General features: G+C 43.0%; 17 protein-coding genes. 14 read left to right on the forward strand and 3 right to left on the reverse strand.

Going from position 1 to position 19,282, the window contains the following annotated elements; all coding sequences use genetic code 11:
• Positions 1-43: 43 nt before the first annotated feature.
• Complete coding sequence (locus PCC7418_RS20085) at positions 44-1,162, forward strand: rhomboid family intramembrane serine protease (protein ID WP_015226662.1); 1,119 nt, start codon at positions 44-46, stop codon at positions 1,160-1,162.
• Positions 1,163-1,415: 253 nt separating this feature from the next.
• On the opposite strand, the gene PCC7418_RS13075 is transcribed toward PCC7418_RS20085, so the two are convergent.
• A complete protein-coding gene (locus PCC7418_RS13075) occupies positions 1,416-2,483 on the reverse strand; it encodes a TrkA family potassium uptake protein (protein ID WP_015226664.1) in 1,068 nt (355 codons plus the stop codon).
• 87 nt (positions 2,484-2,570) lie between these two features.
• Between PCC7418_RS13075 and PCC7418_RS13080 the strand changes: the two genes are divergently transcribed.
• The 10 genes from PCC7418_RS13080 (at position 2,571) to PCC7418_RS13115 (ending at position 14,637) form a co-directional block, all read left to right on the forward strand.
• Entirely contained in the window at positions 2,571-3,818 is a 1,248-nt protein-coding gene (locus PCC7418_RS13080; RefSeq protein ID WP_015226665.1) for an aspartate aminotransferase family protein, read from the forward strand.
• 200 nt (positions 3,819-4,018) lie between these two features.
• Positions 4,019-4,813, forward strand: coding sequence for a 3',5'-cyclic-AMP phosphodiesterase (gene cpdA / locus PCC7418_RS13085; RefSeq protein WP_015226666.1), 795 nt, complete (start codon positions 4,019-4,021; stop codon positions 4,811-4,813).
• 83 nt (positions 4,814-4,896) lie between these two features.
• Positions 4,897-5,862, forward strand: coding sequence for a hydroxymethylbilane synthase (hemC, locus tag PCC7418_RS13090; protein ID WP_015226667.1), 966 nt, complete (start codon positions 4,897-4,899; stop codon positions 5,860-5,862).
• A 126-nt stretch (positions 5,863-5,988) separates the two neighbouring features.
• The gene (gene dnaK, locus PCC7418_RS13095; RefSeq protein ID WP_015226668.1) at positions 5,989-8,055 is read left to right on the forward strand and encodes a molecular chaperone DnaK; all 2,067 of its coding nucleotides are present in this window, start codon (positions 5,989-5,991) and stop codon (positions 8,053-8,055) included.
• 28 nt (positions 8,056-8,083) lie between these two features.
• A complete protein-coding gene (locus PCC7418_RS13100; protein WP_015226669.1) occupies positions 8,084-9,082 on the forward strand; it encodes a DnaJ C-terminal domain-containing protein in 999 nt (332 codons plus the stop codon).
• A gap of 128 nt (positions 9,083-9,210) precedes the next feature.
• On the forward strand, positions 9,211-12,705 hold the full coding sequence (gene mfd / locus PCC7418_RS13105; protein WP_015226670.1) for a transcription-repair coupling factor: 3,495 nt from the start codon (positions 9,211-9,213) through the stop codon (positions 12,703-12,705).
• Positions 12,706-12,774: 69 nt separating this feature from the next.
• Positions 12,775-12,906 carry a hypothetical protein gene (locus PCC7418_RS21150; RefSeq protein WP_255348259.1) on the forward strand — a complete coding sequence of 44 codons (132 nt, stop codon included), beginning with the start codon at positions 12,775-12,777 and terminating at the stop codon, positions 12,904-12,906.
• A gap of 30 nt (positions 12,907-12,936) precedes the next feature.
• Positions 12,937-13,620, forward strand: coding sequence for a HindIII family type II restriction endonuclease (locus tag PCC7418_RS13110; RefSeq protein WP_216086641.1), 684 nt, complete (start codon positions 12,937-12,939; stop codon positions 13,618-13,620).
• Entirely contained in the window at positions 13,586-13,693 is a 108-nt protein-coding gene (locus tag PCC7418_RS21380) for a hypothetical protein (RefSeq protein WP_396275369.1), read from the forward strand. Before PCC7418_RS13110 ends, PCC7418_RS21380 begins: the two co-directional genes overlap by 35 nt.
• Positions 13,694-13,698: 5 nt before the next feature.
• On the forward strand, positions 13,699-14,637 hold the full coding sequence (locus PCC7418_RS13115; protein ID WP_015226671.1) for a site-specific DNA-methyltransferase: 939 nt from the start codon (positions 13,699-13,701) through the stop codon (positions 14,635-14,637).
• A 277-nt stretch (positions 14,638-14,914) separates the two neighbouring features.
• On the opposite strand, the gene PCC7418_RS13120 is transcribed toward PCC7418_RS13115, so the two are convergent.
• A complete protein-coding gene (locus PCC7418_RS13120; protein WP_015226672.1) occupies positions 14,915-15,811 on the reverse strand; it encodes an ABC transporter ATP-binding protein in 897 nt (298 codons plus the stop codon).
• A 3-nt stretch (positions 15,812-15,814) separates the two neighbouring features.
• Positions 15,815-16,588 carry an ABC transporter permease gene (locus PCC7418_RS13125; RefSeq protein WP_015226673.1) on the reverse strand — a complete coding sequence of 258 codons (774 nt, stop codon included), beginning with the start codon at positions 16,586-16,588 and terminating at the stop codon, positions 15,815-15,817.
• A gap of 30 nt (positions 16,589-16,618) precedes the next feature.
• On the opposite strand from PCC7418_RS13125, the gene PCC7418_RS13130 reads away from it, so the two are divergent.
• The 3 genes from PCC7418_RS13130 (at position 16,619) to PCC7418_RS13140 (ending at position 19,280) form a co-directional block, all read left to right on the forward strand.
• Positions 16,619-18,565, forward strand: coding sequence for an FAD-dependent oxidoreductase (locus PCC7418_RS13130; RefSeq protein ID WP_015226674.1), 1,947 nt, complete (start codon positions 16,619-16,621; stop codon positions 18,563-18,565).
• Between the two features lie 92 nt (positions 18,566-18,657).
• A complete protein-coding gene (locus PCC7418_RS13135; protein WP_015226675.1) occupies positions 18,658-18,864 on the forward strand; it encodes a hypothetical protein in 207 nt (68 codons plus the stop codon).
• Complete coding sequence (locus PCC7418_RS13140; protein ID WP_015226676.1) at positions 18,864-19,280, forward strand: type II toxin-antitoxin system VapC family toxin; 417 nt, start codon at positions 18,864-18,866, stop codon at positions 19,278-19,280. Before PCC7418_RS13135 ends, PCC7418_RS13140 begins: the two co-directional genes overlap by 1 nt.
• The last annotated feature ends 2 nt before the right edge of the window (positions 19,281-19,282 follow it).

Here is a 19,282-nt window from a genome sequence, read left to right on the forward strand (position 1 = left end):
CTAATTGGATAAACTAGAAAGAGTCCAATCCCTTCAATCAGCCATGACAGCTTCCGAGAAAATCAGAGAATTAAGCCAGTTAAATCTTGATCAGGTCACTCAATCAGCCAAGCACCCCCAAAAAGAACTGGAAAAAATTATCAAACAAATTGAGAGTTTATTAGCGCACTTAAAAACTAAAATCGCTGAACAACAAGAACAACAAAAACTGTATCAAGAAGAACTCAACCATGTCCTTGCGAGTCTTGGTGATAGTAGTGTTCAGAGTTATGAAGATACAGCGTTAGAAAGAAAAGATCAATTCACTCTTGAAAAGATTAGAAAAGCCAAACAATTAAAATTAGAACAAAAACAAAATCTAGAGCGTCAGCTTAAGGTCATTAAAGAGAATATTGATCTATTTTATCGAGACCGTAATGTATTAGAAGAACAGCTTTCACAAGCGCGATCGCGTTATCAACCTTTTATCAAAAAACGTAAGCAACCTTACTGCTTTCACTCTTGGCTCAAAATCCTTAAAAACTGGAAGCTGCCTTTATCGAATTCACCAAAAAGAGGGCTAACCAATCAAACCTTTCCCGATCATCCTAGCGCCAACAAAAATAATGGTTTATTCGCTTTACTTGCCATTAATTTTATTATTTTCATCCTCGATCATACAATAAGTTTGCAGTTCTTTGATACCTTTTATTTAGATCATGACGATGTTGCTTGGTATCAACTCATTACATCGATGTTTTGTCATGCAAACTGGCAACATTTATCCAGCAATCTTTTCTTTTTATATTTGTTTGGCAAGTTAGTAGAAGAGGAAGAAGGAGTAATGGGAATTGTTGGTAGTTATTTGATCTGTGGCTTGGGAGCAAACTTAATGAGCTTGATGTTTCAACCCAGTTATGTTGTTTCTTTAGGTGCATCTGGTGCGGTTTTCGGTTTATTTACCGTTAGTGTGTTACTAAAATTAGGTTGGCACTGGCGACGATTATTAGAAGTGATTATTTTAGGACAATTTGTGTTACAACGGGTTTTATTTGAGTTACAAAATTTAGACCGAGTCGATGGGATTAATCGGATTGCTCATTTGGGAGGGGCGTTAATGGGAGTGATCTTAATTTTAGGACTAAAACGTTGGCAAGAAAGAACACAAAGTGAAGATTCTTAATTCCTAGGCTCAAATTTAACCAAGCATTTACCACAATTCCCAGAATCAGTTGTTAGAATTGACTTGGACAAGATTTAATGCTAATTCATCCCAACTATGGCGACTTTTTCTCCCGATCAAAAACGGCGTATTTTTGACCACTTAACCCAGACCTCAGACTTTCTTTCCAGTCCAAATAAAAGTTCGAGTGAAATGAATTCCCGCAAAAAACGGATTATGGAACACATTGAAAGAACTCGCGGTTAAATTTCTGTTATTTTTCCTTGTCTTTCGGGGTGCGTGGTGAAGCACTCCGATTGGGATCTAAAATACGATTAATCTGGCGCAATTGATCAGCCGTTCCCATACAAAACAGCAAGTCTCCCGCTTGTAAAATTTCATCCGCCGTCGGACCACCAATTAAAGTTCCATCAGCACGGCGAATCGCAAGGACTAAAGCCCCTGATTGCGCCCTTAATCGTGCTTGACTTAAGGTGTGTCCCACACAAGGACAACTAGAGGGATCAAGGAGAAATTCTTCAATATAAAAAGAGCCTTCTGTTCCTGCTAAAATCCCATCGACAAAGTCCATCACCTGCGGACGGAGGGCTGCAGCAGCTAACCGTCTCGCGCCTGTGATATGAGGGGAAACCACCGCATCAGCCCCTGCTCGTTGCAGTTTTTGTACAGCTTCTTCGGTATTGGCTCGCGCGATCGCGCGGACTTTCGGATTTAAGGTTTTACCCGATAAAATAGTGTAGAGATTTTCCGCATCAGAACTCAAGGCAGCAACCAAACAAAGCGCATCTTTAATCTTCACTTCAACCAAAGTTTCATCAAGGGTCGCATCTCCTTCCAACGCCAGATAATTGGCATTACGAGCCGTTTCCACTTTTTCTGGGGATTTATCAACCACCACAAACGGAATCGACTCCGCCTGAAACTCTCGACAGATTTGTCGCCCCATGCGCCCAAAACCACAAACAATATAGTGAGAAGTGAGTGAATCAATCAAGCGTCTTCTTTGCCTCAGTTGAATGCCTTTTTGAAAATAGCCCTGAATAATCGCTTCTGTGAAACGATTTACAATATAGCCTATCGTAATTAAACCTGCTGCAATCAAGCCAATGGTAAACAGTTGCGAACGTTCAGGTAAAGGACGGACTTCGGAAAAACCAACGGTGGAGAGAGTGATCACAGTCATATAAGCAGCTTCTGACCAACTCCACTGTTCAACAAAGTGATACCAAGCAGTGCCGACAAAAAAGACCCCGCCTAAGGTGATTCCTCCTCCGACTAACTGTTGCTGTAACCGTCGATAATTTTGATCAAATGAATACATTGTGATTAATTTCTAGTGGGGGCGGATCAACAAACAACTGATACGCTATAACGAATAACAAATAACGAATAACAAATAACCAATTTAATGAGTCCAGAAACCGTTTTAGACAATTCTCAAGCCACCTTCAATCCCCAACAGTTTGACCAATACGTGATGTCCACTTATGGACGCTTTCCCATCGCGATCGCGCAAGGAAAAGGCTGCACACTCTGGGATACAGACGGCAAAAGTTACCTAGACTTGGTTGCTGGAATTGCCACCTGTACCCTCGGTCATGCTCATCCCACCCTTATTAAAGCAGTCACCGAGCAAATTCAAAAATTGCATCATGTGTCTAACTTGTACTATATTCCTGAACAAGGGGAACTCGCCCAGTGGCTAGTGGAGCATTCTTGTGCCGATCGCGCATTCTTTTGTAATTCTGGGGCCGAAGCCAACGAAGCAGCAATTAAACTCGCCCGAAAATATGCCCACACGGTTCGTGGGATTGAAAATCCAGTGATTCTCACCGCCCATTCCAGCTTTCACGGGCGCACCCTCGCCACCATTACCGCGACAGGACAACCCAAATACCAGAAAAATTTTGAACCGCTTGTCCCTGGATTTGCCTATGTTCCCTACAATGACATCACTGCATTAGAAAACGCGATCGCGCAATATTCAGAACAAGGCATTGCTGCTATTTTAATTGAACCCTTGCAAGGAGAAGGAGGGGTTTGTCCAGGAGATTTAGATTATTTTCTCCGTTTAAGAAAAATTTGTGATGAAACAGGAATCCTCTTAATTTTTGATGAAGTGCAAGTTGGGGTGGGACGCAGTGGGAAATATTGGGGTTATGAAAACTTAGGCGTTGAACCCGATATCTTCACCAGTGCGAAAGGTTTAGCGGGAGGAATCCCCATGGGGGCGATGTTGTGTAAAGAATTTTGTCAAGTTTTTACAGGTGGCGATCATGCCAGTACCTTTGGCGGGAATCCTTTAGTTTGTCGTACCGCATTAGCCGTTTTACAGACGTTAGAAGCAGAGGATATTTTGTCTAATGTGATCGCACGGGGCGAACAAATTCGGAAACATTTACGCGCGATCGCGCAACAATTTCCCGATACTTTTACGGAAGTGCGGGGATGGGGTTTAATTAATGGCTTACAAATTCATTCGGAAACTGACCTGACTTCAATTACAATTGTAAAAGAAGCTATGACACAAGGATTATTGGTTGCACCAGCTGGACCAAAAGTTTTGCGATTTGTCCCCCCACTGATTATTTCTGCAGCAGAAGTAGAAGCGGGAATGGAAACCTTAAAAACAGTCATTGAGTCAGTGCATAATTAGAATAAGATTTTCTGATTTATCTCTTGCCATTTTGGCAAGTTAAACTGAAACTATTGTGAGTGTTTTGCAAACTATGATCGAGCCTTAGTCGCTCCTCATAAGAACTTAGTATCACAATTAAATGCAGCTAAAAATCAAGAATAATCCTTGCTTATAACTCAATTTACCAACATGATTTAAGCCCTGACTAGACATTAATAATGGATATTTCCCCACTGATTATTGCTCAAATTACCGATACTCATCTACTAGCCTCATCCGAGGGGAAATTGTTGGGTTTACCCACCGCCAACTCATTAGCAGTGGTCATTGAGGAAATCCAAAACTTAATCCCTAAACCCCACTGCTTACTCTTAACTGGTGATCTCTCTCAAGACGAAACCCTCGCTTCTTACGAAAGATTACACAAACAAATCAGCAAACTCAATATTCCAGCCTATTGGCTTCCTGGAAATCATGATCAATTCCATCTCATGGAAAAAGCCCTGAACAATCCTCCCCTTTACGGAGATAAATCATTCCAATATAGCGGTTGGCACTTTATTCTCCTTAATTCCGCAGTACCAGGGCGAGTTTATGGGTATCTTAGTAAAGAAACTCTGGCTTGGTTAGATAGGGAACTGAAAAAAGCCAGTAACAGTCCAACCGTGGTCGCGTTACATCATCCCCCCTTTTTAGTGGATTCTCATTGGCTGGATAAAAGTACCTTGCAAAATCCAGATGATTTGTTTGAAGTGTTAGATCGCCATCATCACGTTAGCTTAGTGTTGTTTGGTCATATCCATCAAGACTTTCAGCGCGATCGCGCAGGGGTTTGTTATTTAGCTAGTCCTTCCAGTTCCATCCAGTTTAAGCCCAGTTCAGAAACATTTGCCCTCGATGAAAAAAAACCAGGGTTTCGCCTCTTGTGGTTCTATCCCGATGGTAGCTTTGAAACAAAAGTGCATCGAGTTGAGTTTAATTATGATTTAGATTTCAATGCTAACGGCTATTAGTAATTGCTCAAGCCATAATTGATCAGGGATAATGAATCGGATACAACTATAAAAAAACGGATTCAATATAATTTCAACTTAAAATGACAGCAACCACTTCTTCTGGCAGCAAAATTGTTCGCATTGGGACACGGAAAAGCAATCTCGCCATGGTACAAACCCATTGGGTGCGGGACGAACTGCAAAAGCATTTTCCCGATCACCAATTTGAAATTGAAGCCATGAGTACCCAAGGGGATAAAATTCTCGATGTCGCCCTCTCGAAAATTGGCGATAAAGGATTATTTACTAAAGAATTAGAGTTAGGATTGCTGAATCAAGATGTGGATTTAGCGGTTCATTCCCTAAAAGATTTACCCACCCAATTGCCAGAAGGATTAATGTTAGGCTGTGTCACCAGTCGGGAGAATCCTGCTGATGCTTTAGTTTTAAATGAAAAGTATCAGGGCTATACGATCCAAACCCTCCCCGAAGGCGCGGTGGTGGGAACATCTTCTCTCCGTCGCTTGGCGCAATTGCGGTATCATTACCCCTATCTTGAATTTAAAGATGTGCGCGGAAATCTCAACACTCGGTTGAAAAAATTAGATAATGGAGACTATGATGCCTTAGTGCTTGCCGTTGCTGGACTGCAACGCTTAGGAATGGGCGATCGCGTTTCGCAAGCGATTCCCAGTGCAGTGTCTCTCCATGCGGTGGGACAGGGTGCGTTAGGGATTGAATGTCGCGAAGGGGATAGTCGGATTTTAGACTTGTTAAAAGCCATTGAAGACCCAGACACGCGCGATTGCACTCTCGCCGAACGTTCCTTTTTACGAGAGTTAGAAGGCGGATGTCAAGTGCCGATTGGTGTAAATAGTTTCATTGAAGGGGAGCAGTTAACTTTAACGGGAATGGTCGCCAGTCTCGATGGTCAGCAACTCTTAAAGGATACTGTCAGCAGCGATCGCGCAGAACATGAAAAAATCGGCTATGATTTGGCGCAGTTAGTGCGAGAACAAGGCGCACAAGCGATTTTAGATGAAATTTTTGCCCAAGTTGAACGCTAAATTGGGATCAGGAGAGTTCTAGAGTTAGGATTCTCCGTTTCTAGAAAGCGCGATCGCGCAACAATTCGATACAATATAATCCGAACTTGATTCGTTCGCATTGCAGATAATTGTCAGGGGAGTCTCATGGGGAGAGTTGTCGGGATTGACTTAGGCACTACCAACTCAGTTGTTTCTATAACCGAGGGCGGGAAGCCATTGGTCATCGCCAATGCAGAAGGAACACGGACAACCCCCTCTGTCGTTAGTTTTAACAAGGATGGGGAACTCTTGGTGGGTCAAATGGCACGGCGACAGTCCGTTTTAAACCCGCAAAATACATTTTTTGGGGTCAAACGCTTTATTGGACGGAAATACGCCGAATTAAGCCCTGCGAGTAAGCGAGTTCCCTACACCATTCGTCGCGATGATGCGGGGAATGTCAAATTACGTTGTCCTCGTTTGAAAAAAGAATTTGCACCCGAAGAAATCTCAGCACGGATTTTACAGAAATTGGTGCAAGATGCTAGCCGTTATTTGGGAGAACCCGTAACGGAAGCGGTGATTACTGTTCCTGCTTATTTTAATGATTCCCAACGCCAAGCCACACGGGATGCAGGACGCATTGCAGGGTTAGATGTCTTAAGAATTCTTAATGAACCCACCGCAGCAGCCCTCGCTTATGGGTTAGATCAAGAAGAAAATAGTCTGGTGCTGGTGTTTGACCTCGGCGGAGGAACGTTTGATGTTTCTATTTTAGAAGTCGGCGATGGCGTTTTTGAAGTGAGAGCCACCAGTGGGGATACGCAACTGGGGGGAAATGATTTTGATGAGAAAATTGTTAATTGGCTCGCGGAAGAGTTTTTAGAGAAAGAAGGGATTGACTTACGGCGCGATCGGCAAGCCCTACAACGCCTCTCAGAAGCAGCAGAAAAAGCAAAAATTGAACTCTCTGGTGTCGGAATCACGGAAATTAACTTACCGTTTATTACCGCCAGTGAAAGTGGTCCGAAGCATATTGAAACCCAACTAGCGCGATCGCAGTTTGAAGGCTTTTGTGAGGATCTCATGCAACGGTTACGCCGTCCCCTGAAACGCGCCTTTAAAGATGCAGGGTTACGCCCTGATGATATTGATGAAGTGGTTTTAGTGGGCGGATCAACTCGCATTCCCATGGTGCAAGACATGGTGCGAAACTTAATCGGTCGTGAACCGAACCAAAATGTTAACCCTGATGAAGTGGTTGCGGTGGGGGCTGCGATTCAAGCGGGAATTCTCGCTGGAGAAGTGAAAGACGTTCTTTTGTTAGATGTTAGTCCCCTTTCTTTTGGCATCGAAACCATTGGTGGGGTGATGAAAAAACTGATTCCCCGCAATACCACGATTCCCGTCCGCCGTTCGGATGTTTTCTCCACCAGCGAAAATAATCAAACCATGGTAGAAGTCCATGTCTTGCAAGGGGAACGGGAAATGGCTGCGGAAAATAAATCCCTCGGACGATTTAAGCTAACGGGGATTCCTCCCGCACCGCGAGGCGTTCCCCAAATCCTGGTCTCTTTGGATTTAGATGCCAATGGAATCTTAAATGTGACCGCCATGGATAAAACCACTGGGCGTGAGCAAAGTGTGACCATTCAGGGAGCTTCTACCCTCTCCGAAAGCGAAATTAATCGGATGTTAAATGATGCTGCTGAACATAGTCGCATTGACCAAGAACGGAAAGAAAGAGTTGAAAAACGCAACCGCGCCGAAGCCCTCGCCGATAGCGCACAACGTCGCTTAAAAGAAGTGGCTCTTGATTTTGGGACACAATTTGCCAGTTACTACCGTCGTCGTATTGAAGCCCTCATTGAAGAATTACGAGAAAGTTTAGCCCGTGATGATGAACGAGGAATCGATCGCGCTCAAGCTGACTTACAAGATGCCCTGTATGAGTTAAATCGAGAAGTCCGCTTACAATACGAAGATGAAGATGATGATCTCTTTGGCTCAATTAAACGGACTTTCCTTGGGGATGAAGAAGATGACCGCATTCCTCCCTATCGTCGTGAATCTATGAACTCTCGCCCCCGCAGTCGTCCTCGTTATGAGCGCGATCGCGATTACTATGAAGAAGATGAATATGAGCGTCGTCCCCCCCGCCGTTCTTCTTCCCGTCGTCGTCCCTTTGAGTATGAAAATGATTGGGACGAAGAAGATGATGATTGGTTTTAAATTTCACTAAGGGTCGCTTGCCTCAACTATGCCAAATCTTCCCAATTACTATGAACTCTTAGACGTTTCCCCTGAAGCAACAGTGGAAGAAATCAAGCGAGCTTATCGTCGTCTGGCTCGTCGATATCACCCTGATCTCAATCCAGGAGATAAACAAGCCGAAGAAACTTTTAAAGATTTAGTGGAAGCCTACGACGTACTCTGCGACCCCGAAGAACGGGAAAAGTATGATGAATTACTCAATAAGCGTAACCCCAAAACTCGCCGTCGCAGTAAAACAGCGAATCCGAAAACACGCCAGAGTAGTTCTGCAACCGAGAATGGTCGGTATGGATCTGACTTTAATCGCTTTGTGGAACAAACCTTCCGTAAAAAAAGCCAACGTCAAACGGGAACAACGCAAACGCAAACCTCCCGTCGTGTTCCTCAAGATGATGGCAGTGCTTATCGCCCTGGAACTCGTAAAACCGCTTATAAAGTGGAATCAGACCCCTCCCGTTCGCCCAAAGAACGTCCCCGTGATGTAGAAGCGAGATTAAAACTCCCTCTGGAAAAGGCTTATCGTGGCGGAAAAGAGCGCATTCGTTTAGAAGATGGGCGTTCCTTAGAAATTGATATGCCCTCAGGAATGATTGATGGTCAACAGATGCGCCTGCGCGGACAAGGGTTAGGCGGAGGCGATTTATATTTAACGATTACGATCGCGCCCCATTGTTTCTTTAAACTCAAAGATAAAGATGTCTTCTGTCGCGTTCCCGTTACTCCCAGTGAAGCCGTTTTAGGGAAAGCGATTCAAGTTCCCACCTTAGATGGCTTAGTGGAAATGGCAATTCCTGCTGGGGTGAAGTCAGGTCAACGCTTGCGTTTAGCGAATAAAGGCTATCCTGTAGATGGGGAACGCGGGGATCAACTGGTTGAAATTCAAATTGTTGTCCCCCCTGAACCGACAGCAGAAGAAAAGGAACTCTATCGAAAACTGCAAGAAATTCAGAGTTTTGCCCCTCGGGACTCCTTGCTGAAAGACTAAGTTCGATTGCAGTGGTGACTGAACTGGCTGATGACGGATGACACGATTGAGATATTTTATCGATCAATGGTGATTTATCGGAAGGTCTTAAAATTAAGAACGAGATCCTACTTAGAGTTGATTCGTTCATGGCTTTTGCTTCAGTTATTCGCACTCTAGCGCGATCGCGCTTAACCCAAGAACTTCGCCAAAACCTCGTTAACAACCACACCCTGAAACTAACTGGAATCCCACGGCTACCGAAGGGATTAATGGCTTCTGCATTTGCACAACAGTCCCTTAACAAAGCAGAAACCTCCCATTTATTCGTTATTTGTGCCACCTTAGAAGAAGCGGGACGGTGGGCGACCCAACTGCAAAGCATGGACTGGGAAACCGTACAGTTTTATCCTACGTCGGAAGCCACGCCTTACGAACCGTTTAACCCAGAATCGGAGATGATTTGGGGACAAATCCAAGTTTTATTAACGCTTCAGCAACAGCCAGAAAAACCCACGGCGATTGTCGCGACAGAAAAAGCCTTACAACCGCATCTTCCGCCACAAGCGGTATTTGAAAAGATTTGTCTTTCCTTTGAGAAGGGAATGTCTCTCGATAGCAAAACCATTGACCATCGCCTCACCGAATTAGGTTATGAACGAGTTTCTTTAGTGGAAACGGAAGGACAATGGACTCGCAGAGGGGATTTAGTGGATATCTTTCCCGTTGCGTCTGAACTTCCGATTCGCTTAGAGTGGTTTGGGGATGAACTGGAACAACTGCGCGAGTTTGATCCAGTGAGTCAACGATCTTTAGATCAAATTGAAAGCCTCACACTAACCCCGACTAGCTTTTCCCCTCTGATTGCAAAAGGAATAACCGAACAAGGAAATTTAGATCGGTTTTATTCTTATCTGTCTGAGGAAGAACAAAGTCAGTTTCAAGAACAAAATTATCCCGATGGGATGCACCGCTTTTTAGGCTTGGCGTATCCCGAACCCGCTTCTTTACTGGATTATCTTCCAGAAAATACCCTGGTTGTGGTGGATGAACCGGAACAATGTCAAGCCCACAGCGATCGCGCTTTAGAACATACTGAAGATCAATATCAAGAAAGTAATCCTGATCTTCCTCGACTTCATGCAGATTTCAAAACCTGTTTAGAAGATGCAGCAGTCTTCTATCAACTTCACTTTTCAGAAATAACTGAAGAAAATGATTCGGGAGTCAATCTCGCCAGTCGTCCGCTTCCCGTTACCCCGCATCAGTTTGCGAAACTGGCGGAAATTGTGAGAGGAAAGCGAGAAATCTACAGTGGGATGACCCTAGAAAATTATGACACTTGGATTATTTCCGCCCAACCCTCGCGATCGGTTTCCTTACTCCAAGAACACGATTGTCCCGCGCAATTTGTTCCCAATCCCCGCGATTATCCTGCGATTGAAAAGTTACAGCGTGAAAAAACAGCCGTTGCGGTGAAATATTCGGGGTTAGGGGAAGTGGAAGGCTTTATTCTTCCCACCTTTCGTATTGCAGTTGTCACTGACAGAGAATTTTTTGGACAGCACGTTTTAACCACACCTAGTTATATTCGCAAACGCCGAAGGGCTGCATCTAAGCAAGTTGATCTCAACAAACTGCGTCCCGGGGATTATGTGGTTCACCGTCAGCATGGGGTTGGAAAATTCCTCAAACTAGAAAGTTGGGAAACCCGAGAATATCTGGTGGTTGAGTACGCGGATGGCTTGTTAAGAGTTCCCGCCGATAGTTTAGAATCTCTTTCTCGTTACCGCCATTTGGGAGAAGGAAAACCGCAACTGAATAAAATGTCAGGGAAAGCCTGGCAAAATACCAAAAATAAGGTCGAGAAAGCGGTTAAAAAAGTTGCCATTGACTTACTCAATTTATACGCGCAGCGATCGCAGCTTTCCGGTTATGCCTATCCTGAGGATACCCCTTGGCAACAAGAATTAGAAGATTCTTTCCCTTATCAAGCGACACCCGACCAGTTAAAAGCGGTTCAAGATGTGAAACGAGATTTAGAAAGTGAGTTACCGATGGATCGCTTAGTTTGTGGTGATGTGGGCTTTGGGAAAACGGAAGTCGCAATTCGGGCGATCTTTAAAATTCTCATGTCAGGGAAACAGGTAGCATTTCTCGCACCCACCACGATTCTCACCCAACAGCATTATCACACCCTCAAAGAACGATTTGCGCCGTATCCGATTAATATTGGCTTACTCAATCGTTTTCGGACTGCTAACGAACGAAAAGATATTTTGAAACGGCTTTCTACAGGGGAATTAGATGTGGTTGTGGGAACCCACCAACTTTTAAATAAGAGTGTCAAATATAAAGACTTGGGAATGTTGGTGGTAGATGAAGAACAACGGTTTGGGGTGAACCAGAAAGAGAAAATTAAATCTATGAAAACGGAAGTGGATGTTCTCACCTTAACTGCAACCCCGATTCCGCGAACCCTATATATGTCTCTCTCTGGGATTCGGGAAATGAGTTTAATTACCACGCCACCGCCATCCCGTCGTCCCATTAAAACCCATTTATCCCCTTATGATGGGGAAGCGATTCGGACGGCGATTCGCAATGAATTGGATCGCGGGGGACAAGTGTTTTATGTGGTTCCGCGGGTGGAAGGAATTGAAGAAACGGCGGGAAAATTACGGGAAATGGTTCCTGGCGCACGGATCGCGATCGCGCACGGACAAATGGAGGAAGCAGAATTAGAATCCACCATGCTAACCTTCAATAATGGCGATGCGGATATCCTCGTTTGTACGACGATTATTGAATCTGGGTTAGATATTCCTCGGGTGAATACCATTGTTGTGGAAGATTCACAGAAATTCGGTTTATCGCAACTGTATCAACTGCGAGGGCGTGTGGGACGGTCGGGGATTCAAGCCCATGCGTGGTTACTGTACCCCAAGCAAAGTAGTCTCAGCGATACTGCGAAAAAACGACTCCGTGCACTACAAGAGTTTACCCAACTCGGTTCAGGATATCAACTGGCGATGCGCGATTTAGAGATTCGGGGTGTTGGCGAGTTACTCGGTGCGAAACAGTCGGGACAAATGAATGCAGTGGGCTTCGATTTATATATGAGTATGTTACAAGAAGCGATTCAGGAAGTCCAAGGACAAGATATTCCGCAAGTGGATGACACGCAAATTGATCTGAAATTAACCGCTTTTGTTCCCAATCATTACATCACCGATATGGATCAAAAAATGGATGCGTATCGCACAGTAACGATGGCGAGTAGTAAGAAAGAACTGGATCAAATCCGACAAGATTGGCGCGATCGTTATGGCGAATTACCTGCACCGGTTCAACAATTATTACAGGTAATGGAACTCAAACAAATCACCAAATCCCTCGGTTTTTCTCGCATCAAACCAGAAGGAAAACAGCACGTTGCGTTAGAAACACCAATGGAAGAACCCGCTTGGAAACGCCTACAAGAACATCTTCCGAAGCACATTGCTTCCCGTTTTATTTACAGCAAAGGAAAAGTTACAGTGCGGGGTTTAGGAGTTTTAAAAACTCAACAACAGTTAGATAATTTAATTAATTGGTTAGGAGAATTGAGAGCATCTTTAGACCAAGAAAGCGCGATCGCGTAAGATCAAGAAACATCTGTTCCTCTTTGATAGTAATAAAATATTCACCTAATAACATAATTCTGAGTTAGCATGAATGCTGAAATTGTTACGGATTATCAACGTGAAAAGGGAAGTTATTGGATTAATGAAATTAGCCATCTTAGTGGTAATTTTGGAGAGGATTCACAAAAAGTTGAACAAGAAATTGCTCAAGAAATTTAATTAGATGGAATAGAAGCCTTATTAGGTCATTTGCGTTTGTGTGGAGTCATACCTGAAAAATATGGACATGATACTACTGAGGAAAAACTCTATTCTAAATATACTGATGTTGTTATACATCAAGCGTTTACTGCAATCGGTTTTAACAGTTTAGTATTACAAGAACGGTCAGGTGTAGCCGATGTTGAATGTGTTAATCAAGAATATAGTTTTGTGGCGGATGCAAAAGCATTTAGATTAAGTCGGACAGCAAAAAATCAGAAAGACTTTAAAGTTCAAGCCTTAGATAACTGGAAACATGGTAAACCATATGCTATGCTGGTTTGTCCAGTTTATCAACTCCCTGCTAGAAGTAGTCAGATTTATCAACAAGCTGCAACCCGATCAGTTTTTATAGCAACCTATACCCACCTTGCTGTTTTAGTTCGTTATGCAAAAACTATTAGTCAAAATCAAGCTATGGTTTTGCTTCAAGAAGTTTTCAAATCAGTAGAAGCAATGAATCCATCAAAGAATGCTAATAATTATTGGCAAGTTGTTAATCGTATTTTTTTAGATTCAGACAAAAGTTTAAGTAATATATGGAAAGATGAAAAACAAGCATCTATAGAATCTATTTGTATTTCTAAAGAAGAAGCTATTCTTTTTTTTATCACAAGAACGAGAGCGGATTATGAGAATGTCAAAGGAAGAAGCAATACAAGAACTTATTAAAATTAATAAAATAGACAATAAAACTAAAGCAGTAAATTCAGTTGCTAGTCATGGATTGTTAGACATTTTATAACTTATATGAATGATCAATATTTAAATAAAATTACGCTTGGAAACTGTTTAGACCATCTTCCTAATTTAGAATCAGAAAGCATCGACTTATTATTATCTGATATTCCTTATGGGATTAGTTTAGACGATTGGGATGTTCTGCATAATAACACCAATTCTGCATTACTTGGAAAATCGCCAGCGCAAGAAGGAAAATCAGGGTTTAAGAGAAGAGGAAAACCGATTAATGGTTGGTCACAAGCAGATCGCAATATCGGTTTAGAATATCAAAAATGGTGTCAAAGTTGGGCAGAATTTGTTTATCCGAAAATGAAAAACGGATCATTTTTGTTTATTTTTGGCGCAAGACGAACCATCCACCGCGCGATTAATGCCTTTGAAGATAGCGGTTTTTTACTTAAGGATATTTTAGCTTGGAAAAAATCAACGGCTCACCACAGGGCGCAACGAGTGAGTGGTGTGTTAGAAAAAAGAGGAATGGAAGCAGAAGCCGAAAAATGGGAAGGATGGCGTTTAGGAAATTTAGCACCGATTTGGGAGCCCATTTTATGGTTGATGAAACCCTATAAAATTGGTGGAACAATTACAGATAATCTCCTCGAAAATGAAGTAGGAGCAATTAATATTGATGCTTGTGTCGAAAATGGACAGAAAGCAACCAATTTACTAGAGTTTAGTTTTAGAAAAGACGAAAAGCGGATTCACGAAGCCCAAAAACCTCTGGATTTAATTGCATATTTGATAACACTGACGACGCGAGAACATCAGCTGATTTTAGATCCATTTATGGGTGGTGGAACAACCGCAGTAGCAGCCAAGCAACTGCATCGAAATTATATTGGTTTTGAAATCAATCCAACGTATTATGAAGAATCACTATTAAGATTTAAAAGTGCTACAAGTCAAAAAGAAAAATTAGAACAAGAACAATTCTCTCTATTTTAGTTAAAGATTAAGAAGCAGGAAGCGCGATCGATGAGTTATCAGTGGTATTAGTTTGAGTTTGGGCATTAGCAATACTAAATAATAAGGGTAAAAATAATCCTAAAACTAAGTAGCCGAACCAGCGACTGGGTAAAAGATGACGGAATCGTTACAATGTTCTCTATCCTTTTAACAAGCAACATATCTCTCCATGATGGAATAAAGCAAAAATATCTGCAAGGGCGAAGCGGAGGAAATAAATTAGAACTGCTACAACCGATAGATCAATGATCAATTTTTAATAAGACTGCTGCATAATTTCGAGATAAATATGTTCTAAACGAATCGGTTGTCGGGTTAAAGCATCAAGGGGAATTCCTGAAAAAGCATCAACAATTGTTTGAAAATCTTGTAACTCTGGAAGCCAAAAGGCTAGGTCATTTCCGTAACGGCGCGGGGTATAACCTAAGGCTTTTCCCCGTGCGATGGCTTGGTCTTCTTCTTTGGTTTGAAGGGTAATAATTTCGGCTGCGGGAATCACTTTTTTTAGAGTTTCTAATGTTCCTTCCGCAATAATTTCTCCCGCTTTGAGAATGCCAATCCGTTGACAGAGTTTTTCTGCTTCATCTAAGAGATGCGTGGTTAAGAGAATGGTCATTCCCGAGTCTCGTAAATGGTTAATTAAAGCCCAGATTTCATAACGAGTTTCGATATCTAAGCCAGTGGTTGGTTCATCTAAAATAACAAGTTTAGGTTGATGAATTAAAGCGACTGCAATATTAAGTCGGCGTTGCATTCCTCCGCTTAAATCTGAGACAATGCTCTGGGCGCGATCGCGCAGTTGAACCGCTTCTAAACACCAGTTAATTCTTGCTTTTCTTTCCTTGCGATTTAAGCCATATAATTGACCGTAAAAATTGAGATTTTCTTGACAAGAAAGACTTTTATAAAGTAAGTTTTCTTGCGGTGCAATGCCAATTAAACCTTTGGTTTGTTCAGAAATCGGTTGTTGATTGAACTCAATCGTCCCGCGATCGCGCAACAATAAATTACATAAAATATTAATCGTGGTTGTTTTCCCCGCCCCATTGGGACCTAATAACCCATAAACTTCCTCTGGATAGGCAGTTAACGAGAGATTCCGCAACACCTCTCGCGATCCATACGCCTTACATAACCCCTCAATCTTCAGCACCGCCTACAGTCTCCTTTCCCGTCGTAGCATTCCCTGATAAGACAACCAACCCCCAACCATCATCAACGGCGTAAACACCACCAGAAAGCCTAAATGAGATTGTAAATCACTGAGGGGCTCCCCTTGCGCCCAAAGTCCTAATAACGCCTCGTTCATGTGATAAATGGGGTTAAATGCTGCAATCTTAAGCAAACTTTCAGGAAACAGAGAAGCAGGAAGAAATGTTCCCCCTAAAATAAGTAAGGGAACCCCAAATGCAGCCACAAGCGCATTAACATCTTCGGTTCGACGAGCCAACTGAGTCCCTAAAATGAAGCCCAGACCCACATAAGCCGAAATACTCATTAAAATAACCAATAATCCTAATAACAAATGCTGTTCAATACGGACACCCAGAAATGCACCAACACAATAAACTAATATCCCTTGACCCAATCCAATACAAGCATGGGCAACAAAAATCCCCAGAAAGTAGGAGAAGCCACTTAACGGCGAGAGAAAGAGACGTTTCAAGGTATGTTGTTCTCTCTCCGCCACCACCGTCGCCACGCTTCCCCCCAAGCAACTAAAAAAAAGGGCTGCCCCCACCAGGGTGACTGGCGCAGCATTGGTAAACGCTTCTGCTGTGGATAAATTTGCGCGATCGGCCAAAATTACGCCATTAAGCAGCAAAATTGTAATCGGGAAGATGCCCCAAAAAATCAAACTGCGTCGCCGTCGTCCTAATTCTAATAAAATGCGCTGGGCAACTGCTATCGTCTCGCGCCAATATTTCATTGTGTGAGGAATTATCGCTTCTGTTTTTTTATGGATCAACGTCAATCATCTAACTTTCCTTTTCTTTCGTCAATTTCTCGTCGCAGACTGCTACAACTGTTAGGAGTCGGAACGGTAACAGGTGTTCTGGGTTACTCTCGTTTAGTGAAACCCCAGCCCGCGATCGCGCAGACCATTAATCTGGAACTTCCTCGGTACTCATCACAGAAAAAAAGTGTGGTTGTGGTCGGTGCAGGTTTAGCGGGTTTAGCCTGTGCTTATGAACTCAGCCAGCGGGGGTTTGAAGTGACGCTATTAGAAAAATCCCCGCAACTTGGCGGAAAAATTGCTAGTTGGGACATTCAAGTGGGAGAAGAAACCTTCCGCATGGAACACGGCTTCCACGGCTTCTTCCCGCAATATTACAACTTTAATCAGCTTTTAGAAGAACTCAACGCCATAGATAATTTACATTCCCTTGAGTTTTATTCTGTCGTCTTCCGAGATGGCGAATATAACCCCGAAGTATTTCGTCCCAATCATTCCGCATTTCCCTGGAATATTGTTGATCTCGCTATTTCCTCTTCTAACCGCCTGCGCTGGGGAATCGATCTCACCGATCCCAAACATTGGGAAGTCTTCCGAGAAATTGGCGGATTTCATATTCCCGACACCTTTAAACGGTTAGACAACATTGCTGTTTCCGACTGGGTAGAAGGAAGTTTTCCCCGTGGCTTATATGATTTATACTTTCTTCCCTTTGCCAAATCAAGTCTTAATGCACCGAATAAACTCAGTGTTGGGGAACTAATGCAATTTTTCCACTTCTACTTCTTTGGTAACCCCGAAGGACTCGCGTTTAATGGGACGAATGACGATATGGGAACCAGTATTGTTCAACCCATTTCTCAAGCTATCCAAAATAAGGGCGGAACCATCGTCACGGAAGCGGAAGTGACGAAAATTCATTGTCAAAACGGAAAAATTACCTCTCTCAACTACCAGAAAGGAACCGCGCAACCGAAAGCGGGTTTCTGGGTGGAAAAAAATCCGCATCTTAGCGATGAAAAGGTTAGTTACTATGGCGCAGGAGATAACGTTTATTTCTCCACAAAAGAAGCAACCGAAGCCATTTCCCTAACTTGTACTCATCAAGGCTGTACCGTCAAACGCCAAGCCGATGGACAATTCCTCTGTCCTTGTCATGGGTCATTATTTGCAGCAGATGGTAAAGTTCTCAGTGGTCCTGCGAAACAAGATTTACCCCGTTTGCAAGTGATTCAACAGAAAAATAGTGCGATTCAGTTAGTGGGAATGAACCCCGATGATCAGGGTGAACAGAAATTAGTCGCGGATTATTTTGTCTTCGCCACAGATGTTCCAGGGGTGAAACATTTATTTTCTCTTGCTGAAGGCGAGATGAACCCTGAACAAACCACAAAAATTAACGAACTTGCGGTTGCTGATCCCTTTGCAGTGGGAAGATTCTGGTTTGATCGAGATTTTGAATGGGAACACAGTAATTTTGCCTCTCTCTCTGGCTATCATCTCACCGATAGCATTTGCTTGTATCATCGTATCCAAACTGAATACATTGCGTGGCATGAAAAAACTGGGGGAAGTGTGGTTGAACTTCATGCCTATTGCTATCCCGAACAAGAGTTTCCCGATCAAACCACTTTGCTAAATACCTTCGAGGCGGAACTTTACGAAATTGTTCCCGAACTAACCAACGCCACCATGCTGCATCGCGAACTCGTCAATCAAAAGAACTTCTCTGGTTATCCTCCTGGTAGCTATGCCAACCGTCCAGCAACCGAAACTGACATTCCTAATCTTTTCTTTGCTGGAGATTGGGTGAAAATGCCTTTCCCTTGTGGCTTAATGGAACGGGCGGTGAGTAGTGGCTTTTTAGCAGCCAATGCCATCTTAGATCAACAAGGGTTACAACAGCGTAAATTATTTTCGGTGAAACCAGAAGGCATTTTTACAATTTAGATTCAAAGCGGTCTTTTTGTCCCTCTAGTCTCCCACGGGCTTGAGAGGGAAGTGCTATCTTAGAGGTGTTACCAAAGTACAACCCCCTCCCGATGAAACGAACGATTCATTTACCCGACGAGTTAGCCCAACAAATCGAGGCATATCTCAATCAACACCCCGAAGAAAACTGGTCTAGCCTTGCTCAAAAAGGATTGAAGCAGGTGATTCGTCCTAAAGACCCTTCTAAACTGCTTGCTGTCGCAGGAAGTGTGGAACTCCCTGCTGATGCTTCTACCAATGAAGACAAGTATCACTAATGAAGTTAGTGGTTGATACAGGACCCTTTATTGCTATTTTCAGTCGGAGTGATTCTGAACATGAAAACTGCTTAAGGGGATATCAACAAATCATATCTGAAGGTGATGAACTTTATACCTCTTTTCCGATCTTCTGTGAAGTCCACAAATTGCTATTACAAAGACTTGGAGATCGCGTTGCTAGAAACCAGTTAATTGCCCTAGAAGAAGCAGTTTCTATTGTTCCCTTTGAATTAATGGATATTCAAGACGCGATCGCGCTAGTCAGTTCCATCCCCCAATGGAAAGGAACGCTACAAGATGCTTCAATTGTTATCCTCACCCGCACCTTAAATTGTCCCGTCTGGACATTAGATTACCGAGACTTCTCTAGATTTAATGATCTGGAGTTTTGGACTCCCAAAATAGAAAAATAGTA

Origin of the sequence: Halothece sp. PCC 7418 (genome assembly GCF_000317635.1) — a bacterium.
Taxonomy (GTDB): Bacteria; Cyanobacteriota; Cyanobacteriia; order Cyanobacteriales; family Rubidibacteraceae; genus Halothece.